20 protein-coding genes are annotated in these 17050 nt (G+C 35.2%); 14 read left to right on the top strand and 6 right to left on the bottom strand.

What is annotated here, in order from left to right:
- The first annotated feature begins 29 nt into the window (after positions 1-29).
- The 14 genes from ACFEMA_RS13520 (at position 30) to ACFEMA_RS13455 (ending at position 11423) form a co-directional block, all read left to right on the top strand.
- On the top strand, positions 30-2441 hold the full coding sequence (locus ACFEMA_RS13520) for a thiamine pyrophosphate-dependent enzyme (protein ID WP_411768742.1): 2412 nt from the start codon (positions 30-32) through the stop codon (positions 2439-2441).
- Positions 2442-2523: 82 nt separating this feature from the next.
- On the top strand, positions 2524-2904 hold the full coding sequence (locus ACFEMA_RS13515; protein WP_411768741.1) for a DoxX family protein: 381 nt from the start codon (positions 2524-2526) through the stop codon (positions 2902-2904).
- 108 nt (positions 2905-3012) lie between these two features.
- On the top strand, positions 3013-3672 hold the full coding sequence (locus ACFEMA_RS13510) for a hypothetical protein (protein ID WP_411768740.1): 660 nt from the start codon (positions 3013-3015) through the stop codon (positions 3670-3672).
- A gap of 289 nt (positions 3673-3961) precedes the next feature.
- Positions 3962-4726, top strand: a complete 765-nt coding sequence (locus ACFEMA_RS13505) for a sensor histidine kinase (protein WP_411768739.1) — start codon at positions 3962-3964, stop codon at positions 4724-4726.
- Entirely contained in the window at positions 4713-5405 is a 693-nt protein-coding gene (locus tag ACFEMA_RS13500) for a LytR/AlgR family response regulator transcription factor (RefSeq protein WP_411768738.1), read from the top strand. The genes ACFEMA_RS13505 and ACFEMA_RS13500 overlap by 14 nt, the downstream gene beginning before the upstream one ends.
- A gap of 1 nt (position 5406) precedes the next feature.
- The gene (locus ACFEMA_RS13495; RefSeq protein ID WP_411768737.1) at positions 5407-5883 is read left to right on the top strand and encodes a hypothetical protein; all 477 of its coding nucleotides are present in this window, start codon (positions 5407-5409) and stop codon (positions 5881-5883) included.
- A 30-nt stretch (positions 5884-5913) separates the two neighbouring features.
- Positions 5914-6357 (top strand): hypothetical protein, encoded by a 444-nt coding sequence (locus ACFEMA_RS13490; RefSeq protein ID WP_411768736.1) that lies wholly within the window; start codon positions 5914-5916, stop codon positions 6355-6357.
- Between the two features lie 97 nt (positions 6358-6454).
- Positions 6455-7537 (top strand): glycine cleavage system aminomethyltransferase GcvT, encoded by a 1083-nt coding sequence (gcvT, locus tag ACFEMA_RS13485; protein WP_411768735.1) that lies wholly within the window; start codon positions 6455-6457, stop codon positions 7535-7537.
- A gap of 23 nt (positions 7538-7560) precedes the next feature.
- The gene (locus tag ACFEMA_RS13480) at positions 7561-8391 is read left to right on the top strand and encodes a sugar nucleotide-binding protein (protein ID WP_411768734.1); all 831 of its coding nucleotides are present in this window, start codon (positions 7561-7563) and stop codon (positions 8389-8391) included.
- Between the two features lie 48 nt (positions 8392-8439).
- The gene (locus ACFEMA_RS13475; RefSeq protein WP_411768733.1) at positions 8440-8730 is read left to right on the top strand and encodes a 4a-hydroxytetrahydrobiopterin dehydratase; all 291 of its coding nucleotides are present in this window, start codon (positions 8440-8442) and stop codon (positions 8728-8730) included.
- A 39-nt stretch (positions 8731-8769) separates the two neighbouring features.
- Complete coding sequence (locus tag ACFEMA_RS13470) at positions 8770-9483, top strand: YebC/PmpR family DNA-binding transcriptional regulator (RefSeq protein ID WP_411768732.1); 714 nt, start codon at positions 8770-8772, stop codon at positions 9481-9483.
- Between the two features lie 218 nt (positions 9484-9701).
- Positions 9702-10172, top strand: a complete 471-nt coding sequence (locus tag ACFEMA_RS13465) for a nuclear transport factor 2 family protein (protein WP_411768731.1) — start codon at positions 9702-9704, stop codon at positions 10170-10172.
- Between the two features lie 49 nt (positions 10173-10221).
- Positions 10222-10863: a peroxiredoxin gene (locus ACFEMA_RS13460; RefSeq protein WP_411768730.1), complete on the top strand. Its 642-nt coding sequence runs from the start codon at positions 10222-10224 to the stop codon at positions 10861-10863.
- Positions 10864-10967: 104 nt separating this feature from the next.
- On the top strand, positions 10968-11423 hold the full coding sequence (locus ACFEMA_RS13455; protein ID WP_411768729.1) for a nuclear transport factor 2 family protein: 456 nt from the start codon (positions 10968-10970) through the stop codon (positions 11421-11423).
- 301 nt (positions 11424-11724) lie between these two features.
- On the opposite strand, the gene ACFEMA_RS13450 is transcribed toward ACFEMA_RS13455, so the two are convergent.
- The 6 genes from ACFEMA_RS13450 to ACFEMA_RS13425 are packed head-to-tail and all read right to left on the bottom strand — an operon-like array spanning position 11725 to position 16924.
- Positions 11725-12273, bottom strand: a complete 549-nt coding sequence (locus ACFEMA_RS13450; protein WP_411768728.1) for a 1-acyl-sn-glycerol-3-phosphate acyltransferase — start codon at positions 12271-12273, stop codon at positions 11725-11727.
- Position 12274: 1 nt separating this feature from the next.
- Positions 12275-13357 (bottom strand): iron-containing alcohol dehydrogenase family protein, encoded by a 1083-nt coding sequence (locus ACFEMA_RS13445; RefSeq protein WP_411768727.1) that lies wholly within the window; start codon positions 13355-13357, stop codon positions 12275-12277.
- A 46-nt stretch (positions 13358-13403) separates the two neighbouring features.
- Entirely contained in the window at positions 13404-14021 is a 618-nt protein-coding gene (locus ACFEMA_RS13440) for a CatA-like O-acetyltransferase (protein ID WP_411768726.1), read from the bottom strand.
- Between the two features lie 4 nt (positions 14022-14025).
- A complete protein-coding gene (locus ACFEMA_RS13435) occupies positions 14026-14730 on the bottom strand; it encodes an HAD family hydrolase (RefSeq protein ID WP_411768725.1) in 705 nt (234 codons plus the stop codon).
- A complete protein-coding gene (gene kdsB, locus ACFEMA_RS13430; RefSeq protein WP_411768724.1) occupies positions 14721-15449 on the bottom strand; it encodes a 3-deoxy-manno-octulosonate cytidylyltransferase in 729 nt (242 codons plus the stop codon). The genes ACFEMA_RS13435 and kdsB overlap by 10 nt, the downstream gene beginning before the upstream one ends.
- A gap of 35 nt (positions 15450-15484) precedes the next feature.
- On the bottom strand, positions 15485-16924 hold the full coding sequence (locus tag ACFEMA_RS13425) for an ATP-dependent RecD-like DNA helicase (RefSeq protein ID WP_411768723.1): 1440 nt from the start codon (positions 16922-16924) through the stop codon (positions 15485-15487).
- Between the last annotated feature and the right edge of the window lie 126 nt (positions 16925-17050).

Here is a 17050-nt window from a genome sequence, read left to right as displayed (position 1 = left end):
TAATTTTGCAGCACTTAAACACCTAGTAAATGAAGCCTAACGAAAGTTCTAAAACAGAAATTACATTTGAAGATTTTAAAGCTGAAGTCTTAAACGACTATAAAATTGCAGTGACAAGTCGTGAGTGTAGTCTATTAGGACGTCGTGAGGTGTTGACGGGTAAAGCCAAATTCGGTATTTTTGGAGATGGAAAGGAAGTCCCTCAAATCGCATGGGCAAAGGCTTTTGAAAATGGAGATTTTCGATCTGGTTATTACCGTGACCAAACCTTTATGATGGCTATTGGAGAATTGACTATTGAACAGTTCTTTGCTGGTCTATATGCCAATACAGATATAAATGAAGAACCTATGTCAGCCGGTCGGCAAATGGGAGGGCATTTTGCAACCCATAGTTTGGATGATAATGGTGAGTGGGTTGATTTAACGGCCCAAAAAAATTCAAGTGCAGATATATCCCCAACTGCTGGGCAAATGCCTCGCTTATTAGGGTTGGCTCAAGCCTCTAAAATATATAGGCATGTTGAAGGTATTGATGATTCAAAATTCTCAAAGAAAGGGAAGGAAGTTGCGTGGGGTACCATTGGTAATGCTAGTACAAGCGAAGGGTTATTTTTTGAAACCATCAATGCAGCTGGTGTACTTCAAGTCCCTATGGTTATAAGTATCTGGGATGATGAATATGGAATTTCAGTTCATGCAAAGCACCAAACCACCAAAGAAAATATTTCTGAAATTTTAAAAGGGTTTCAACGAGATGAGCATGGAGATGGTTATGAAATTATGCGTGTCAACGGCTGGAATTATCCTGAACTGATCGATGTTTACCAACGCGCTGGGCAAGTTGCAAGAAAAGAGCACGTCCCAGTAATGATCCATGTACAAGAATTAACACAACCACAAGGTCACTCAACCTCTGGATCTCATGAACGCTACAAAAGTGAAGAACGACTTAATTGGGAAACTGAGCACGATTGCAATCTTAAAATGCGAGAATGGATGGTTGCCAACAGTATCGCTACGGATGAGGAACTTGCTGAATTAGAAAAACAGATTAAGAAATCTGTTAGAGATGGTAAAAAGGCCGCCTGGAAAGCATTTATAAACCCAATTAACCACGAATTAAAGGAAATACTAAGCCTTCTAGATAATTTGGCTAACTCAAGTGCCAACGGGGCTTTCATATCAAAGTTACGAAATGACCTAGCTTCTATGGACGAAGCTTTAAGAAAAGACATATTGGCTTATGCCAGAAAAGCATTACGCTTCGTAGTTAGCGAATCTTCGAGCGCCAAAACCGAACTGCAGAATTGGATTAACGCTTATTTTGAAAAGATTCAACCAAAATACAGTTCTCATTTACACAGTACATCAAAGTATAGCGCTTTACACCAAAAAGAAGTCTCACCGGTTTATGATGATAATAAGAGTTTAGTTGATGGGCGAATTGTACTAAGAGATAATTTTGAAGCGCTTTTTAGTAAGTACCCTGAAGCCTTAATTTTTGGTGAGGACGCAGGTAAAATTGGTGATGTCAACCAAGGACTAGAAGGCCTACAAGAGAAATTTGGGCCTCTTAGAGTTGCTGACACTGGTATACGAGAAGCTACAATTTTAGGACAAGGTATAGGTATGGCTATGCGTGGTCTTAGACCAATAGCCGAAATTCAGTATCTCGATTATTTGATGTATGCCCTTCAGATTATGAGTGATGATTTGGCAACCTTACAGTACAGAACAAAAGGCAAGCAAAAGGCACCTCTTATAGTAAGAACACGTGGCCATCGTTTGGAAGGTATTTGGCATGCCGGTTCGCAAATGGGTGGTATCATTAATTTAATTCGAGGAATTCATGTTTTGGTGCCAAGAAATATGACTAAAGCCGCCGGATTTTATAATACACTGTTAGAAAGTGATGACCCGGCTCTTATTGTCGAATGTCTTAATGGGTATAGACTTAAAGAAAAATTACCGTCTAATTTAGGCGAGTTTAAAACTCCGATTGGTGTTGTTGAAACTTTAAAAGAAGGTGATGACATTACCTTGGTATCTTATGGGTCAACCTTACGTTTGGTAGAACAAGCTGCAAAAGAATTATTGGAAGTAGGCATAGATGCTGAAGTTATAGATGTACAGTCACTTTTACCATTCGATATTAACCATGATATTGTTAAAAGCGTTGCTAAGACCAATAGGCTTTTGGTCATTGACGAAGATGTAAAAGGAGGTGCTTCAGCCTATATTTTAAATGAGATTATGAACACACAGAATGCCTTTCAGCATTTAGACAGTCAGCCAAAAACCGTAACGGCCAAAGAACATAGACCTGCTTACGGCACGGATGGTGATTATTTTTCAAAACCATCTATTGAAGATATTTTTGAAGTAGTCTATGGTATAATGCACGAGGCTAATCCATCGGATTTCCCAAAGTTGAGGTAAAGTCTTTTTGTAAAAAATAAATATTAACCATCAATTAACTTGATGGTTTTTTTATTTTAGAGGCATCTGTAAATAATATATTATGACTACCAGATTTAATGACCTTGGCCTTTTAATATTGAGATTAGGCTTTGGTGGAATGATGCTTACGCATGGTATTCCAAAATTACAAAGGCTATCAGACCCAACCTCTTTTCCAGATCCAATCGGTGTCGGACCAACAGCTTCACTTATTTTATGTCTAATTGGTGAAGTCGTTGCTCCGGTTCTTATAGTTTTAGGGCTTAAAACAAAACTTGCTGCTATCCCAGCTGCGTTAACTATGGCAGTTGCCGCTTTTATTGTGCATGGATCCGACCCTTTAGCCAGAAAAGAAATGGCACTACTCTATTTATTTGTTTTTGTTGTTCTATTCTTTACCGGAGCAGGGAAATATTCAGTTGATGATAGAATAACCAAATAATCTTTCTTTTATAAAGTGTTTGGCATTAGCAGACTTGTGTTGGTCGAAATTTATTGTAGCAACACAACAATTTTATGAGGTTTGTATAACAATCTTAAAACAACACTTATGAAAACTCGAATCCTTCTATCAATTATTGCTTTAGGACTATTTAGTTCTTGTATTGTAAAATCAATTCAGCCATATTATATAAAAAGTAAATTAAAGTATAATACCAAATTAGTAGGCGAATGGAAAGACCAAAGAAATAGCACTTGGAACATTGTATCTTTTAAAAGCAAATGGAAAGAAGATAATAAAGACCCTTCAAAATTAATGAAAGAAGATTTTGAAGCTTATGAAAGGTATAAAGACGGTTATATTATTTCCTATGAGCGATCAAAAAAGCAAGCCAGTTTTATTGCTATGCCTTTTATGGTAGATGATTACTTATTTATTGATGTCACACCTTTTGAATATGAAAGTGATGATATAAACAGTTTAGCTGCTGAACATCTTCTAAAAACACATTCAACGGCTTATGTACAATTTAATTCAGGTAAATCCATTGTTTTCAAGTGGTTGTCAGAATCTGTAATGAATCGACTGTTTGAAGAACAAAAACTACGATTAAAACACGAAGAATCTGGTGTAGATAACGACTTAATATTGACAGCCTCTTCTGAAGAATTATATCAATTTTTGAGAAAGTTTATGAAAACAGAAATAGATAACAAATGGGATAATGATGATGTTTACAAACTAGAGCCTTACAATGCAGCCCCTTAGGTTAGACCAAATAATTAAGAAAACAAATGCACATAGGCCTCTCATTTTTAATGGAGGCTTATGGGCTTTGGCATTTATTATACTGTTATTTATTTTTTCTAAGGGAAAGAATCCCATAAAAACAGACTATTTATATACGCTTTCGTTTTTGGTATTTATTGCTATACCTGTAGTTATCAATTTTTACATTCTAATTCCAAGTTTTTTAAAAACGGAAAAATATAAACTATATATTATCTTATTTCTGTTGAATTTATGTTTTTTTGCTTTTGTATTTCAACTTTTCTTTATGTCTATAATAGACATCTTGTTTCCAAATTTCTTCTTCATTTCTTACCTCTCTGATATTAATGCCTATATTATTTTTATCATAGTATTAGTAGCAACAACCCTTTTGAAATTAACAGAGGATTGGTTCTATTTTAATGCCACAGAAAACAGAATCTTGAAACTCAAAAACACACATATTGAAACACAGCTCTCTGCTTTAAGAGCACAGATGAACCCGCATTTTTTGTTCAATTCTTTAAATGTCATCTATTCAATGGCAATAGAGCAAAAGAAAGATGTCACTAAGGCTATAGTAGAATTGTCTAATCTCTTAAGATATGTCATTTACGATTCAGATACAGAGCGAGTTACCTTAAAACAAGAAGTTGAATTGATTAAAAACTACATCACCTTTCAAAGTTATAGGAGTCTGAACCCAGAGCTTATTGAGTTTAACACAAATATTGAAAGTATAGCCTTTAAGATTTATCCAATGTTACTACTGCCCTTATTAGAAAATAGTTTTAAATATGGATTATCCCCAGATGATTCAGCATCAAAAATAAAGATTAAATTAATTCAGCAAGGGAAAGGATTTTATTTTGAAGTGAGTAATAAAAACAACGATTACAATAACGACTTAGATAAGGACTATTCTGGTGTAGGCTTAAAAACCCTTGAAGATAACCTAAATTTGGTATACCCTAATCAACATGAGTTTAAGATTGAAAATACCTCTGATTTATTTAAAGTGACCATCAAAATTATAGATGAAGACCAATAAAAATTATACTATATCATGTATTATAGTTGATGATGAAGTTTCATCACAGAAAGTCTTAGAGCATTTTGTGGGCGAGACAAATGGTCTAAATCTAATAGCGACCTGTAGAAATGCAGAATCGGCTTTCAAAACAATTAAAGAAAAAAAGAATGTAGATCTTATTTTCTTGGATATTAATATGCCAAAAGAATCAGGATTAGATTTTTATAAACGTTTAGTAAATCCACCACAGGTTATTTTCACAACGGCCTACCCGCAATATGCTTTACAAGGCTTTGACCTTAACGCCACCGATTATTTATTAAAACCTATTGCTTATCATCGTTTTTTAGAAGCTGTAGAAAAGGCACTTAGCAAAGTTTCAAGAGAACAAAAAGACTTCATTATACTTAAGGAGAATAAAACGCTTTATAAAGTAAAGCTAGACAATATTTCTTATATAGAGGCTTTCGGTGATTATGTAAAAGTACATTACGACAACAAAATACTTACTGTACATAGTACCTTCTCTAAGTTCTTAGAAAATCTTCCCCCTAATTTTTTAAGAGTTCATAAATCATTTTGTATCAACTTAAACCGAATGACTTATCTTATGGGCAACCAAATTGGCATAGATGAATATAAAATCCCAATTGGTAAAACCTACAAAGATGAAGTGCTCAAAATTATAAATCCATAATATGAAGATTGAATCCATAGTCACAATAAAAAAAGAGCTTCAATATTTACCCAAAGAAGATTTGCTACAGCTCTGTCTTCGTTTAGGGCGTTTTAAAAAGGAAAACAAGGCTCTTTTAACGTATTTATTGTTTCAATCACATAATGAAGATGGTTACATACAAAGTATAAAAGACACATTGGATGACGATTTTAATGGCATAAATACGGATAGTTACTTCTATATGAAAAAGACCATTCGTAAAATTCTTCGTCACATTAGAACCTATGCCAGGTATTCTCAGAAAAAGGCTACCGAAGTAGAGCTACTCCTCTACTTTTGTGAGCGTCTAAACAGTCTCAAACCAGATATTCATCGAAATAAAACCTTAGATAATTTGTACCGAAGACAGGTGCTCTCTATTGAAAAGAAAATAAAGGCACTACACGAGGATTTGCAATTCGACTATAACCAAAAGCTTGAAGAATTAAATTTTTAGTACATTTAATCTAACTATAAAACGTAAGATATGTATCCTGTTATTAGAAAAATACTAGCTATCGTTGTCGGATGGTTTAGTGGCAGCATTATAAACTTAGGACTCATACAACTGGGTCATATTATATTTCCGATAAAAAATGTCGACACATCCGATATGGATGCTCTAGCTCAGGTTATGCCGACCTTAACAGGAGAATATTTTATCTTTCCTTTTCTTGCCCATGCATTAGGAACACTGGCAGGTGCTCTCATTGCTGGTATTATAGCCGAAAACCGTAAAATGACGTTTGCCATGATTGTCGGTGCACTCTTCTTACTTGGTGGTATTATGGTAAATTATATCTTACCAGGACCAACGTGGTTTACAGCATTAGATATTATAGTGGCCTACATTCCAATGGCATGGTTAGGTGGTAAAATGGCCATCAAGCTTGCTGAGAAAATCAAATGGAAGAAGAATAATACCAACTAAAATTCGAGGTGTCTATTCTTGATAATTAATACTTGAAGCATTAAACAAAACAACTTATTTTACTTAATTTTGACATTCAAATTTTGAAGTCAATTTTATGAAAGATACTGCGTTAACAGCCACTCACAAAGCACTCGGAGCTAAGATGGTGCCTTTTGCAGGCTTTAATATGCCTGTACAATACGAAGGGGTAAACATAGAACACGAAACCGTAAGAAATGCGGTTGGGGTTTTTGATGTGTCACACATGGGCGAATTTTTGGTTGAAGGCCCAAATGCTTTGGATTTAATACAAAAAGTGAGTAGTAATGATGCTTCTAAACTTACTGTTGGTAAAGCACAGTACAGCTGTATTCCAAATGAAACTGGTGGCATTGTCGATGACCTTATTGTTTATCGCATAAAAGAAGATACCTACCTCTTGGTTGTCAATGCTAGTAATATTGAAAAAGATTGGAATTGGATTGTCTCTAAAAACGATGTCGGAGCACAACTACGAGATCTTAGTGATGATTATTCCCTTTTGGCAATACAAGGTCCTAAAGCTGTTGAAGCCATGCAGTCACTGAGTAGTCATGATTTATCTGATATTAAATTTTACAATTTTGTAGTTGGTGATTTTGCAGGGATTGAACATGTTATTATTTCTGCTACTGGTTATACTGGTAGTGGTGGCTTTGAGATTTACTGTAAGAATTCTGAAGTCAAACAAATTTGGGATAAAGTTTTTGAGGCTGGTAAAGACTTTGGCATTAAGCCAATAGGTTTAGCAGCAAGAGATACCTTAAGATTAGAAATGGGCTACAGTCTTTACGGCAATGATATTGATGATACCACTTCCCCATTTGAAGCCGGATTAGGCTGGATTGTTAAGTTCACAAAAGATTTTACAAACTCTGAAAATTTGTATGAACAAAAACAGCGTGTGTTAGATCAAAAGTTAGTCGCTTTTGAATTGGATGAAAAAGGTATTCCGAGACAAGGTTATGATATTGTTGATTCTAATGGAAAAGCCATAGGCAGAGTTACTTCTGGTACCATGTCACCTTCTCTAAAAAAAGGTATCGGTCTCGGATATGTACCACCTGTTTTCTCAGATGTTGGTAGTAAAATTTATATTCAAGTCCGTAAAAATGCCCTTCCTGCAACTGTTGTTAAATTACCCTTCTACAAAGGCTAACACAAGGTATGAGCAACTGATTTATGTCGAAGGAGCAAGAAAAACACAAAATTCTCATTTTAGGGGTTAGCGGCTATTTGGGTGGAGAAATCTATAAGGAGCTCTATCCTTATTTTAGAACCTACGGCACTTATTTTACGCCCAATAAATTACACGAAGCCAACAAACAATTCTTTCATTATAATGTGGAAGAAGATGATATCTGGGAGATTTTAGAAGCCACAAGACCTTCTATTATTATTTCAGCACTCCGTGGCGATTTTCATGCACAAACCATTGCACATATCCATTTGGCAGAATATGCGCTAAGGCATAAATCAAAAATTATTTTTCTATCGTCTGCCAATGCTTTTGATGCCTACAGCAAATTCCCAAGTTATGAAAATGATAAAACACTGAGTCACAGTATATATGGGCACTTTAAGATAAAAATCGAAAATATGTTACTGCGCATGCCAAAACGCCAAGTAGCGATCATAAGGTTGCCTATGGTATTTGGTCAAAACTCTCCGCGCATTCAAGAAATGAAGCAACTAATTTTAGAAAAAGAGGCGGTTGAGATTTTCCCTAATCTTATAATGAATGTCACTTTAGACAGAAAAGTAACCCAGCAGATTCATTATATCATCAACAGGAATAAATATGGTATTTTTCACTCTGGCAGTACAGATTTAGTGCATCATGATGAGTTCTTTAAAGATATTCTGGCAATGATTTCGGACACAACTGTACAGCTTAAACATGTATTTACAACAAATGAAGACCGCTACTTGGCTGTTTTGCCAAAGTTTAACAGATTACCAAAACATTTACAATTAACAAGCCATACCGTTATAGAAGAGTTACAGAAATAGCTTGGAAGTCGGTAATGGATTTATTACATTTCAAATAAAATAATAGATATGAGTACACTAGACAAAGACACAATAGAAGCCAAATTATTACAATTTCCAGATTGGGAATATTTTGATGATGCCTTAAATGCAGAATTTGAATTCGAAAACTTTAAGGACTGCTTTAGTGCTATGAGCCGCATTGCTTTTGAATGCGAAGCACTTAATCATCACCCAAACTGGTCCAACGTTTATAATGTGCTTAAAATCTCAATATCAACACATGATGTTGGTGGAGTTACTCAAAAAGACTTTGCTTTAGTAGATGCAATTGAAGCTATAGTAGAACCCGAGGAATAAATCATTTTAATACTTTAGCAAAAATTTCAATTAAGAGTTATGGGAAGAGCTTTTGAGTTTAGAAAAGCACGGAAAATGAAACGCTGGGCAGCCATGAGCAAAGCCTTTACCAGAATTGGTAAAGACATTGTTATGGCGGTTAAAGAAGGTGGTCCAGATCCAGATAGCAATTCGAGATTACGAGCGGTAATACAAAATGCCAAGGCCGTTAATATGCCCAAGGACAATATTGAGCGTGCCATTAAACGAGCTTCGGATAAAAATCAGGGTGATTATAAGGAAGTTGTTTTTGAAGGCTATGCTCCCCATGGCATAGCAATTTTGGTAGAAACAGCTACAGATAATAATACCAGAACAGTGGCAAATATTCGGAGTTATTTTAATAAGTGTGATGGAAGCTTAGGGGTTTCTGGCTCTGTTGTCTTTATGTTCGATCACACCTGTAATTTTAGAATACCGGCAGAAGGCTTAGACCCTGAAGAAATTGAATTAGAGTTTATAGATTTTGGTGCTGAAGAAGTGTTTGTTGATGACGATGGTATATTAATCTATGCGCCTTTTGAAAGTTTTGGTGCCATACAAGCCGAATTAGAATCCCGTGGCATAGAGATATTGTCATCTGGTTTTGAACGCATTCCACAGGTTACCAAAACATTGAGTCCAGAAGAAGTCGAAGATGTCGAAAAACTTCTCGAAAAAATTGAAGAGGATGATGATGTACAGAATGTGTACCACACTATGGAGGAATCTTAGGGTGAGTAGTAAAGTTTAGCTATAAGTGTGGACATTGAGGCTCTATGCTCAAACCAAATATAAGATACAACTAAAAACAAAAGGCTACTGATAGTATCAGTAGCCTTTCTTCTCTTTCATAGCAATTAACCATCTAAACCATAATTAATTGCAACATTTATTTGTACCTTACTTACGTAAATTTCTTGTTAGCGGTTTTAAGACACTTTTATTAACCTATGAAGAACACTATTACTCAATTCTATACGGCATTTTCCAATCTCGATGCAGAAAAAATGAATTCATTATATCACGACGATATCGTTTTTAATGACCCTGCATTCGGAACCCTAAAAGGCGATCGTGTAAAATATATGTGGCAAATGTTATGCGAAGCACAAGTTGGAAAGGGCTTTAAAATTGAATTCTCAGATGTTATGGAAGACGCAGTAAGCGGTACAGCACATTGGGAAGCAGATTACATTTTTAGTAGAACTGGTCGGAAAGTACATAATGAAATTGATGCTGAGTTTAAGATTAAAGACGGAAAGATCATTGAGCATACAGATCGCTTTAACCTACAAAAATGGGCCTCGCAAGCCCTTGGTGTCAAAGGCGCTATAATGGGAGGTACAGGTTACTTTAAGCGTAAATTACAATTTAGGACTAAAAAAATGTTAGAAAAATATATTGAAGAGCAGAAGGATTAAATAATGCTTGATATAAAAATCTGAAAACAACACCTTAAATATACTGAAAATGAGTACAATTAGATTAGGAGATGAAGCCCCAAACTTTAGAGCCCAGTCCACGGAAGGCGAAATTGATTTTCATAACTGGCTTGGTGATAGCTGGGGAGTATTATTTTCTCATCCTGCAGACTATACACCCGTTTGTACAACAGAACTAGGAACTGTTGCAAAATACAAGCCGGAGTTTGACAAAAGAAATGTAAAGGTAGTAGCGCTGAGCGTTGATGGATTAGAATCCCATAAGGGTTGGATTAGTGACATTAACGAAACTCAAAACACAACTGTTAACTTTCCAATTATTGCTGATGAAGATAGAAAGGTCGCTAGTCTTTATGATATGATACACCCTAACGCAGATAGCAAGCATACTGTTAGGTCTGTTTTTGTAATTGGGTCCGATAAAGAAGTAAAACTAACAATAACTTATCCTGCATCAACAGGTAGAAATTTTGACGAATTACTTCGTGTCATTGACTCGTTACAGCTAACGGCCTACCATAAAGTTGCTACACCTGCCAACTGGAACAATAGTGATGATTGTGTAATCGTCCCTTCTGTTTCAAATGACGAAATACCAAGTTTGTTTCCTAAGGGACATACAGAAGTTAAGCCTTATTTAAGGCTAACTCCTCAACCAAATTTGAATTAGTCTTAGAGCATAATAAAAGAAAGTCCTGAGTTAGTTTTGGCTAATAGCATCCTAATAGCAATTGGGATAATCTTGTGTGGCAAATTCTCAACCTAATAAATACTATGAAATTAATTAGTACCGTAATAATTGCATTCAGTTTATCATTTTTCCCACTAATAGTGCAAGAAAATTGTTTAACCAAAGACAGTCTCATACAATTAGATGCATCCTGGGAAAAGGCTCAATTAGAATTGGATCTCAACCATATAGACTCAATTCTGGCAGAAGATTATATATGGGTTCATAATCATGCCAATACGATTGATGATAAAAAAGCAGTCTTAGACAGGATAAAGCGATATCTAAATGTTAATACCAATGACACCAAATCCCGAGTTTCCAAGGATGTCAATGTTATTATTTCTGGTTCAACTGGTATTATCAGCGGATTTACTGTTATAGACAGAGGCCTTAGTCCAATTACTTACCATTTTATGAGGACTTATGTAAAAATCAATAATAAATGCTATCAAATCGCCAACCATACTATGGCTCTTCCCGATGAGAAAGAAGACTAAAAAGGAAAACAACATACAGCAGTATATCATCTACTAAAAAAAAAGCTGCCATAAATTAACACTTAAAAGGCAGCTTATTTATAACAATGTTTCTTTTTAGGGACTTGCGTTTACTTTATGTTTCATTGTTACTATAATAAATGCAAATCGTATGCCAAAATTTGTAATTTTAAGTTTATGAATGCTGGTCAAACCAATGTGTTTGCTCAACTCTTTATATAACTTATAAAGTTATTTTTAGCCAAAAAAATGAACACTTGAGGGGACTTTAGGGGTGTAAAATTGTAATGATAGTAATCATTTATGAGTATTCGGGCACTTTTCCCTTCACACCTTTATAGAAAGATTTCATAAACTCAATGTCTGCCTCAAAATCATCCGTAGGATAAAATGGCTCTGAGATCTTATTTTGCTTGTTTTCAAAATCGAGTGTAAACATTATAATCGGAACCTGTGCAGCCTTGGCTATATAGTAAAATCCCGTTCGCCATTGCTCAACTTTTTTACGTGTACCTTCTGGTGCTAAAGCCAATCTAAAAACATCATTTTCCTTAAATAACTTGGCAATAGCTTCAACCTTTTTTTGACCAGAAGTTCGGTCAATTGGTCTCCCGCCTATAGCTCTAAAGTAATAACCAAACGGCCATTTAAAAAGTTCCTTCTTACCTATAAAATTTGTTTTTACACCTGCTATCTTGCGCAATAGGAGACCGATATAGAAATCGTGCCAACTCGTATGCGGCACAGCAATTATAACTGCTTTTTTAATCGTGTCTTTTGAAAAATCTGTATTACCAACAATTTGCCAGCCTAGTAATTTAAAATAGATGAATCTGGCCAATGCTCTCATACTACATTTTTTGATACAGTTCCTTTGCTTTGTCTCGGGTCATGATTTTCTGCCATTTTTTACCTAAAGCATTTTCCCAAAGAGGCTCTAAACTTAAGGCAACGTCTATCATAACATCAAATTGATGCTCGTCGAGATCTTCACATATACCCTTTGGAAGTTCAATGCCGTGTTTAGATTTCATGTCTTTAAACAGCTTCACCCCTTCTGGATAATATTCATCTAAATGATCAAAGACAATACAATTACCAATACCGTGTTTTATACCTAAAAGATAAGATAACCCATAACTCAACGCATGTGCAACACCTACTTGTGAATAAGCGATACTCATACCTCCATGCCAAGAGGCCATCATCAATTGGTCTTGTGCCGTTTCCGTATCTAATGTGTCATTTAGAAATATGTCCTTGCACATATCAAGAGCTTTTTCACCATAAGATTGGCTGAATGCATTTAAATATGTTCCATTTAAGGATTCAATACAATGTATAAAGCAATCCATCCCAGTATAAAACCATTGATCTTTAGGCACGTCTTTGGTCAGCTCTGGATCTAGAATCACCTGGTCAAAAGGTGTATAGTCACTATTGATTCCCAGTTTACGCTCTGGCCCAGTAAGTATCGTTGTTCTAGACACCTCAGCACCTGTCCCTGAAATGGTTGGGATACCGACATGATATATTGCTGGATTTTTAATAAGATCCCAGCCTTGATAGTCTTTAGCTTCACCCTTATTGGTCAACATTAGAGATACTGCCTTGGCAATATCCATAACAATACCACCGCCAATACCAATAATTCCTGACGGTTTTTCGCTGAATTCTAAAATGATATCTTCAACTAATGTGTCAATTTGAGACGTCTTGGGCTCTTCTTTTGTAGGTACGTAGATGATTTTATCCTTGTAGGACAAAGTTATTCTTGAGGTCAACCAATGGTTGCCTTTAAAAACATCATCAACATAGTAGATAAATGGTGCATGCCTTCCATTACGTTTTGGAGCAATAATTTCTTCTAACTGATTGAAACTACCGCGACCAAAAATAACTTTGGACACCATGGGGAAATTTTTATACGTCATTTAATCAATTTCTTCAACAAAAATATAAATACAATTGTGTTTTGGTTTATTCATTCAAAAAATATTGAAACTTTTCATAAAACTGACCAACATGATAACCATCAATCAGGGCATGATTTACTCTAACAGCTACATTCATCATACAGTTACCATCGACCTCTTCTACCTTTGAAAATGATACCTCTGGAATCGACTCTACCAATCCGGAAACTGGCTCTTTATGCCCTGTAAACGGTATCCATGGCAACGCCGAACAATGAATGCAATCGTCACCATTTACTGGAGGATATAAATTCTTAGTAGATTGCACACGTTGCTTTTCTTTTAAAAGGTTTTCTAAAAACGCATTGAGATTGTCATCATATTTCACAAATGAAAATCCAAAGGTCTTATCAGCTCTTAAAATTGTAGGTGATGCATTAATAACATCATATTCAACGACATCATCATCTTTTATACGATACCTGAAATTTTCAATAGAGTTAACAGCTCGTAAACAATCATGAAGGTATTTTCCAAAAAAACTAATAGACCTCGATTTTGAAAAGGCATAGGCATTTGTAACATCTACTTTGAACGTAATAGCAAAGCTAGGGTCTTTTAAACCCATAAAATGGTCAAATTGCTGTTGTCTATTCCAATGCTGTTTATTTATAGTTTTCAATGTATTAATTCAAATATTTTAAAAGTTCATCTATTCGTTTTAAGGTCAAATACTCTTTATTTTTTACATCCGAATCAGCCACTTTTTCATGTGCCCATGTGGTATGAAAGGGTACATGAATTGCTTTAGACCCCAAGTTTACCAATGGCAAAATATCGGACTTTAATGAGTTACCCACCATTAAAAAAGCTTTGGGCTTAATCTCTAAATGGTCTAATAATTTTTTATAATTAGCTTCTTGTTTTTCGCTCAACACTTCAATATGATGAAAGTATTTTAACAAGCCAGATTTTTCTAATTTTCGTTCTTGATCCAACAAATCTCCTTTAGTGGCTACGATCAACTTGTATTTTTTTGAAAGTTCTTCTAGCACTCCTTCTACACCGTCCAGCAATTCTACTGGTTTGTTTATCATATCTTTACCAATATTTAGAATACTGCTAATGGTGTCGTTAGATACGGTATTGTTAGACAATTCTAAAGCCATTTCAACCATTGACAATACAAAACCTTTTACTCCATAACCATAAATCGGAAGGTTTTTAAGCTCCAACTTAAACAACTCTTGGTCTATTTTGTTAGGAGTTTCAAATTGAGACAACAATTTTGCAAACTCTTCTTCAGCCTCCCTAAAATAGGTTTCATTGACCCAAAGTGTATCATCGGCATCAAAACCGATAACTTCTATTTCCTTAAAATCTACTTCCACAATAGTTTCGCTTTTTCTAAATCTTCGGGGGTATCAATTTCTACGCCTTCAACAGTGGTTTCTACCATTTTAATTCGTTTACCATACTCCAAATAACGGATACATTCTATTTTTTCTGAAGCCTCTAAAAACTGCATAGGTAATTTGGTAAACTCTAATAACGCTTCTCTTCTAAATGCATAAATTCCTTTATGTTTAAAATAGCGAGCGTTTGTTTCTTTATCTCTTGGATATGGAATTGGGCTTCTCGAAAAGTATAAGGCAAAGTCATTTTGGTCAACGATCACCTTTACGGTATTAGGGTTGGTAATTTCATCCCAATCGTGAATCTCTACCATTAGAGAGGCTAAGTCGATGTCTTTATCATTATCCGTTTTAAAAACATCTAAAACCTTTTTTAAGCTTTCTCGTTCGGTAAACGGTTCGTCGCCTTGCACATTCACCACAATATCACAATCTACATTAGCCACAGCTTCGGCAATGCGGTCAGAGCCAGACTCATGGGGTTTTTCACTCATAATAGCCTTACCTCCATTAGCCACAATCTCATCAAAAATAATAGTACTATCAGTGACGACATATACATCCTCAAATAATTTGGTGGCTATTGTCGCCTCATAAGTTCTCACAATGACGGGTTTACCACCTAAATCTTGCATTAATTTACCTGGAAATCGGGATGCGCTATATCGCGCAGGAATCATGGCTATGACTTTCATGTATCAGTTATCTTAATTCAAAAATAAAGGTTTTATTACAATCCATCCGTCTCAAAAAAATTATCTTTAAAACCGATAAGATAGAGTTGCTCTTTGGCTCTTGTTACAGCAGTGTATAACCACCGAATATAATCTTTATCTGGTCCATTTGGAAGATAAGGTTGTTCCACAAATATCGTATTCCATTGACCCCCTTGAGATTTATGGCATGTTATGGCATAGGAAAATTTTACCTGCAGAGCATTGAAATATGAATTGTTCTTTACACCTAAAAAGCGTTTATAATTGGATTTTTCATCCTGAAAGTCTTTTGATACCTCTTGATAGAGTTTGTTAGACTCATCATAAGTCAAAGAAGCTGTTTCGGACGTAATGGTATCTAACAGCAATACGGTTTCAAAAGGTCTCATCCTTGGGTAATCGACCATTTTTATCTTTACTTCAGCAAATCTGAAACCGTACAATTCCTTTAGGCTAAAAATCTCTAAAACCTCAATAATATCACCATTGGCAATAAATCCGGCTTCCGTGGTTGGTTTAATCCAAAAATAATTGTTCTTCACCACCATAAGATAGTCACCAGCAGAAAGCTCTGTCTCATTAAACAAAATGCGCTCTCTAATTTGCTGATTGTACATGTTAGCGCGTTTGTTACTACGAACGATGATAGCGGTTTCTTCATAGCCATTGGTACTGTAAGCATCGTTGATGGCGTCCATGATTTCGTAACCATCTATCAATCTTACGATGTCTTTGAAATTCTTCAAATTAAATTTAAAGCTATCGTAAAAACCGGTATCCAAAACTGCACGTAATTCCGTGGCATTCTCTAAAATACCAGAATCTTGCTCTTGCCGTACAACCTCGTCTAATTCTATACTTGTAACGTGCTTATTGTAATTCAACTCTAATTTATCAGCATCCAACGCCGGACTTAACTCTGACTTTACAGGAGGCAATTGTGCCTTATCACCTATCAGTAATAATTTACAGTTATGCCCAGAATAGACATATTGCATAAGGTCATCTAAAAGAGATCCGTTTTCGAAAAGTTTTGAATCTGCCGGAATATCAGGAATCATAGAAGCCTCATCCACAATAAAAATGGTATTTCTATGCTTGTTCGGTTGCATAACGAATTTTACGCCACCTCCTTTATCCTTTTTTGGAAAATATATTTTTTTGTGAATGGTAAATGCTTCCTTTTTAGAATAATTTGAGATCACTTTAGCCGCTCTACCTGTAGGTGCCAATAAAACAGCACTTTTTTTGGCTTGCCATAATTGTGACACTATAGTACCTATAATACTTGTTTTACCTGTACCTGCGTATCCCTTTAATAAATATAGACCGTTTGATGTAGTGCTAAAAATAAATTCAGACAACTGAAGTAACACAATCTCTTGCTTTGGTGTTGTGGTAAAAGGAAATTTAGATTTTAAAAGTGAATAAAATTCTGAAGCGTTAGAAATCATAAATTTGTAATCTGCCAGCAAGATACCATTATGTAAATTCTTTCCATGACAAAAATGCTCGAAAATACTATTTGGTGTTTTTTTATTATAATGATTTTAACGAACAAAAAAAAATTGTAGATTTGC

The organism is Winogradskyella sp. A3E31, assembly GCF_046720935.1.
In the GTDB taxonomy this organism is placed as follows: Bacteria; Bacteroidota; Bacteroidia; order Flavobacteriales; family Flavobacteriaceae; genus Winogradskyella.
The sequence above is the reverse complement of the archived record's forward strand: the minus strand, read 5'-3'. Positions and strand labels throughout refer to the sequence as shown.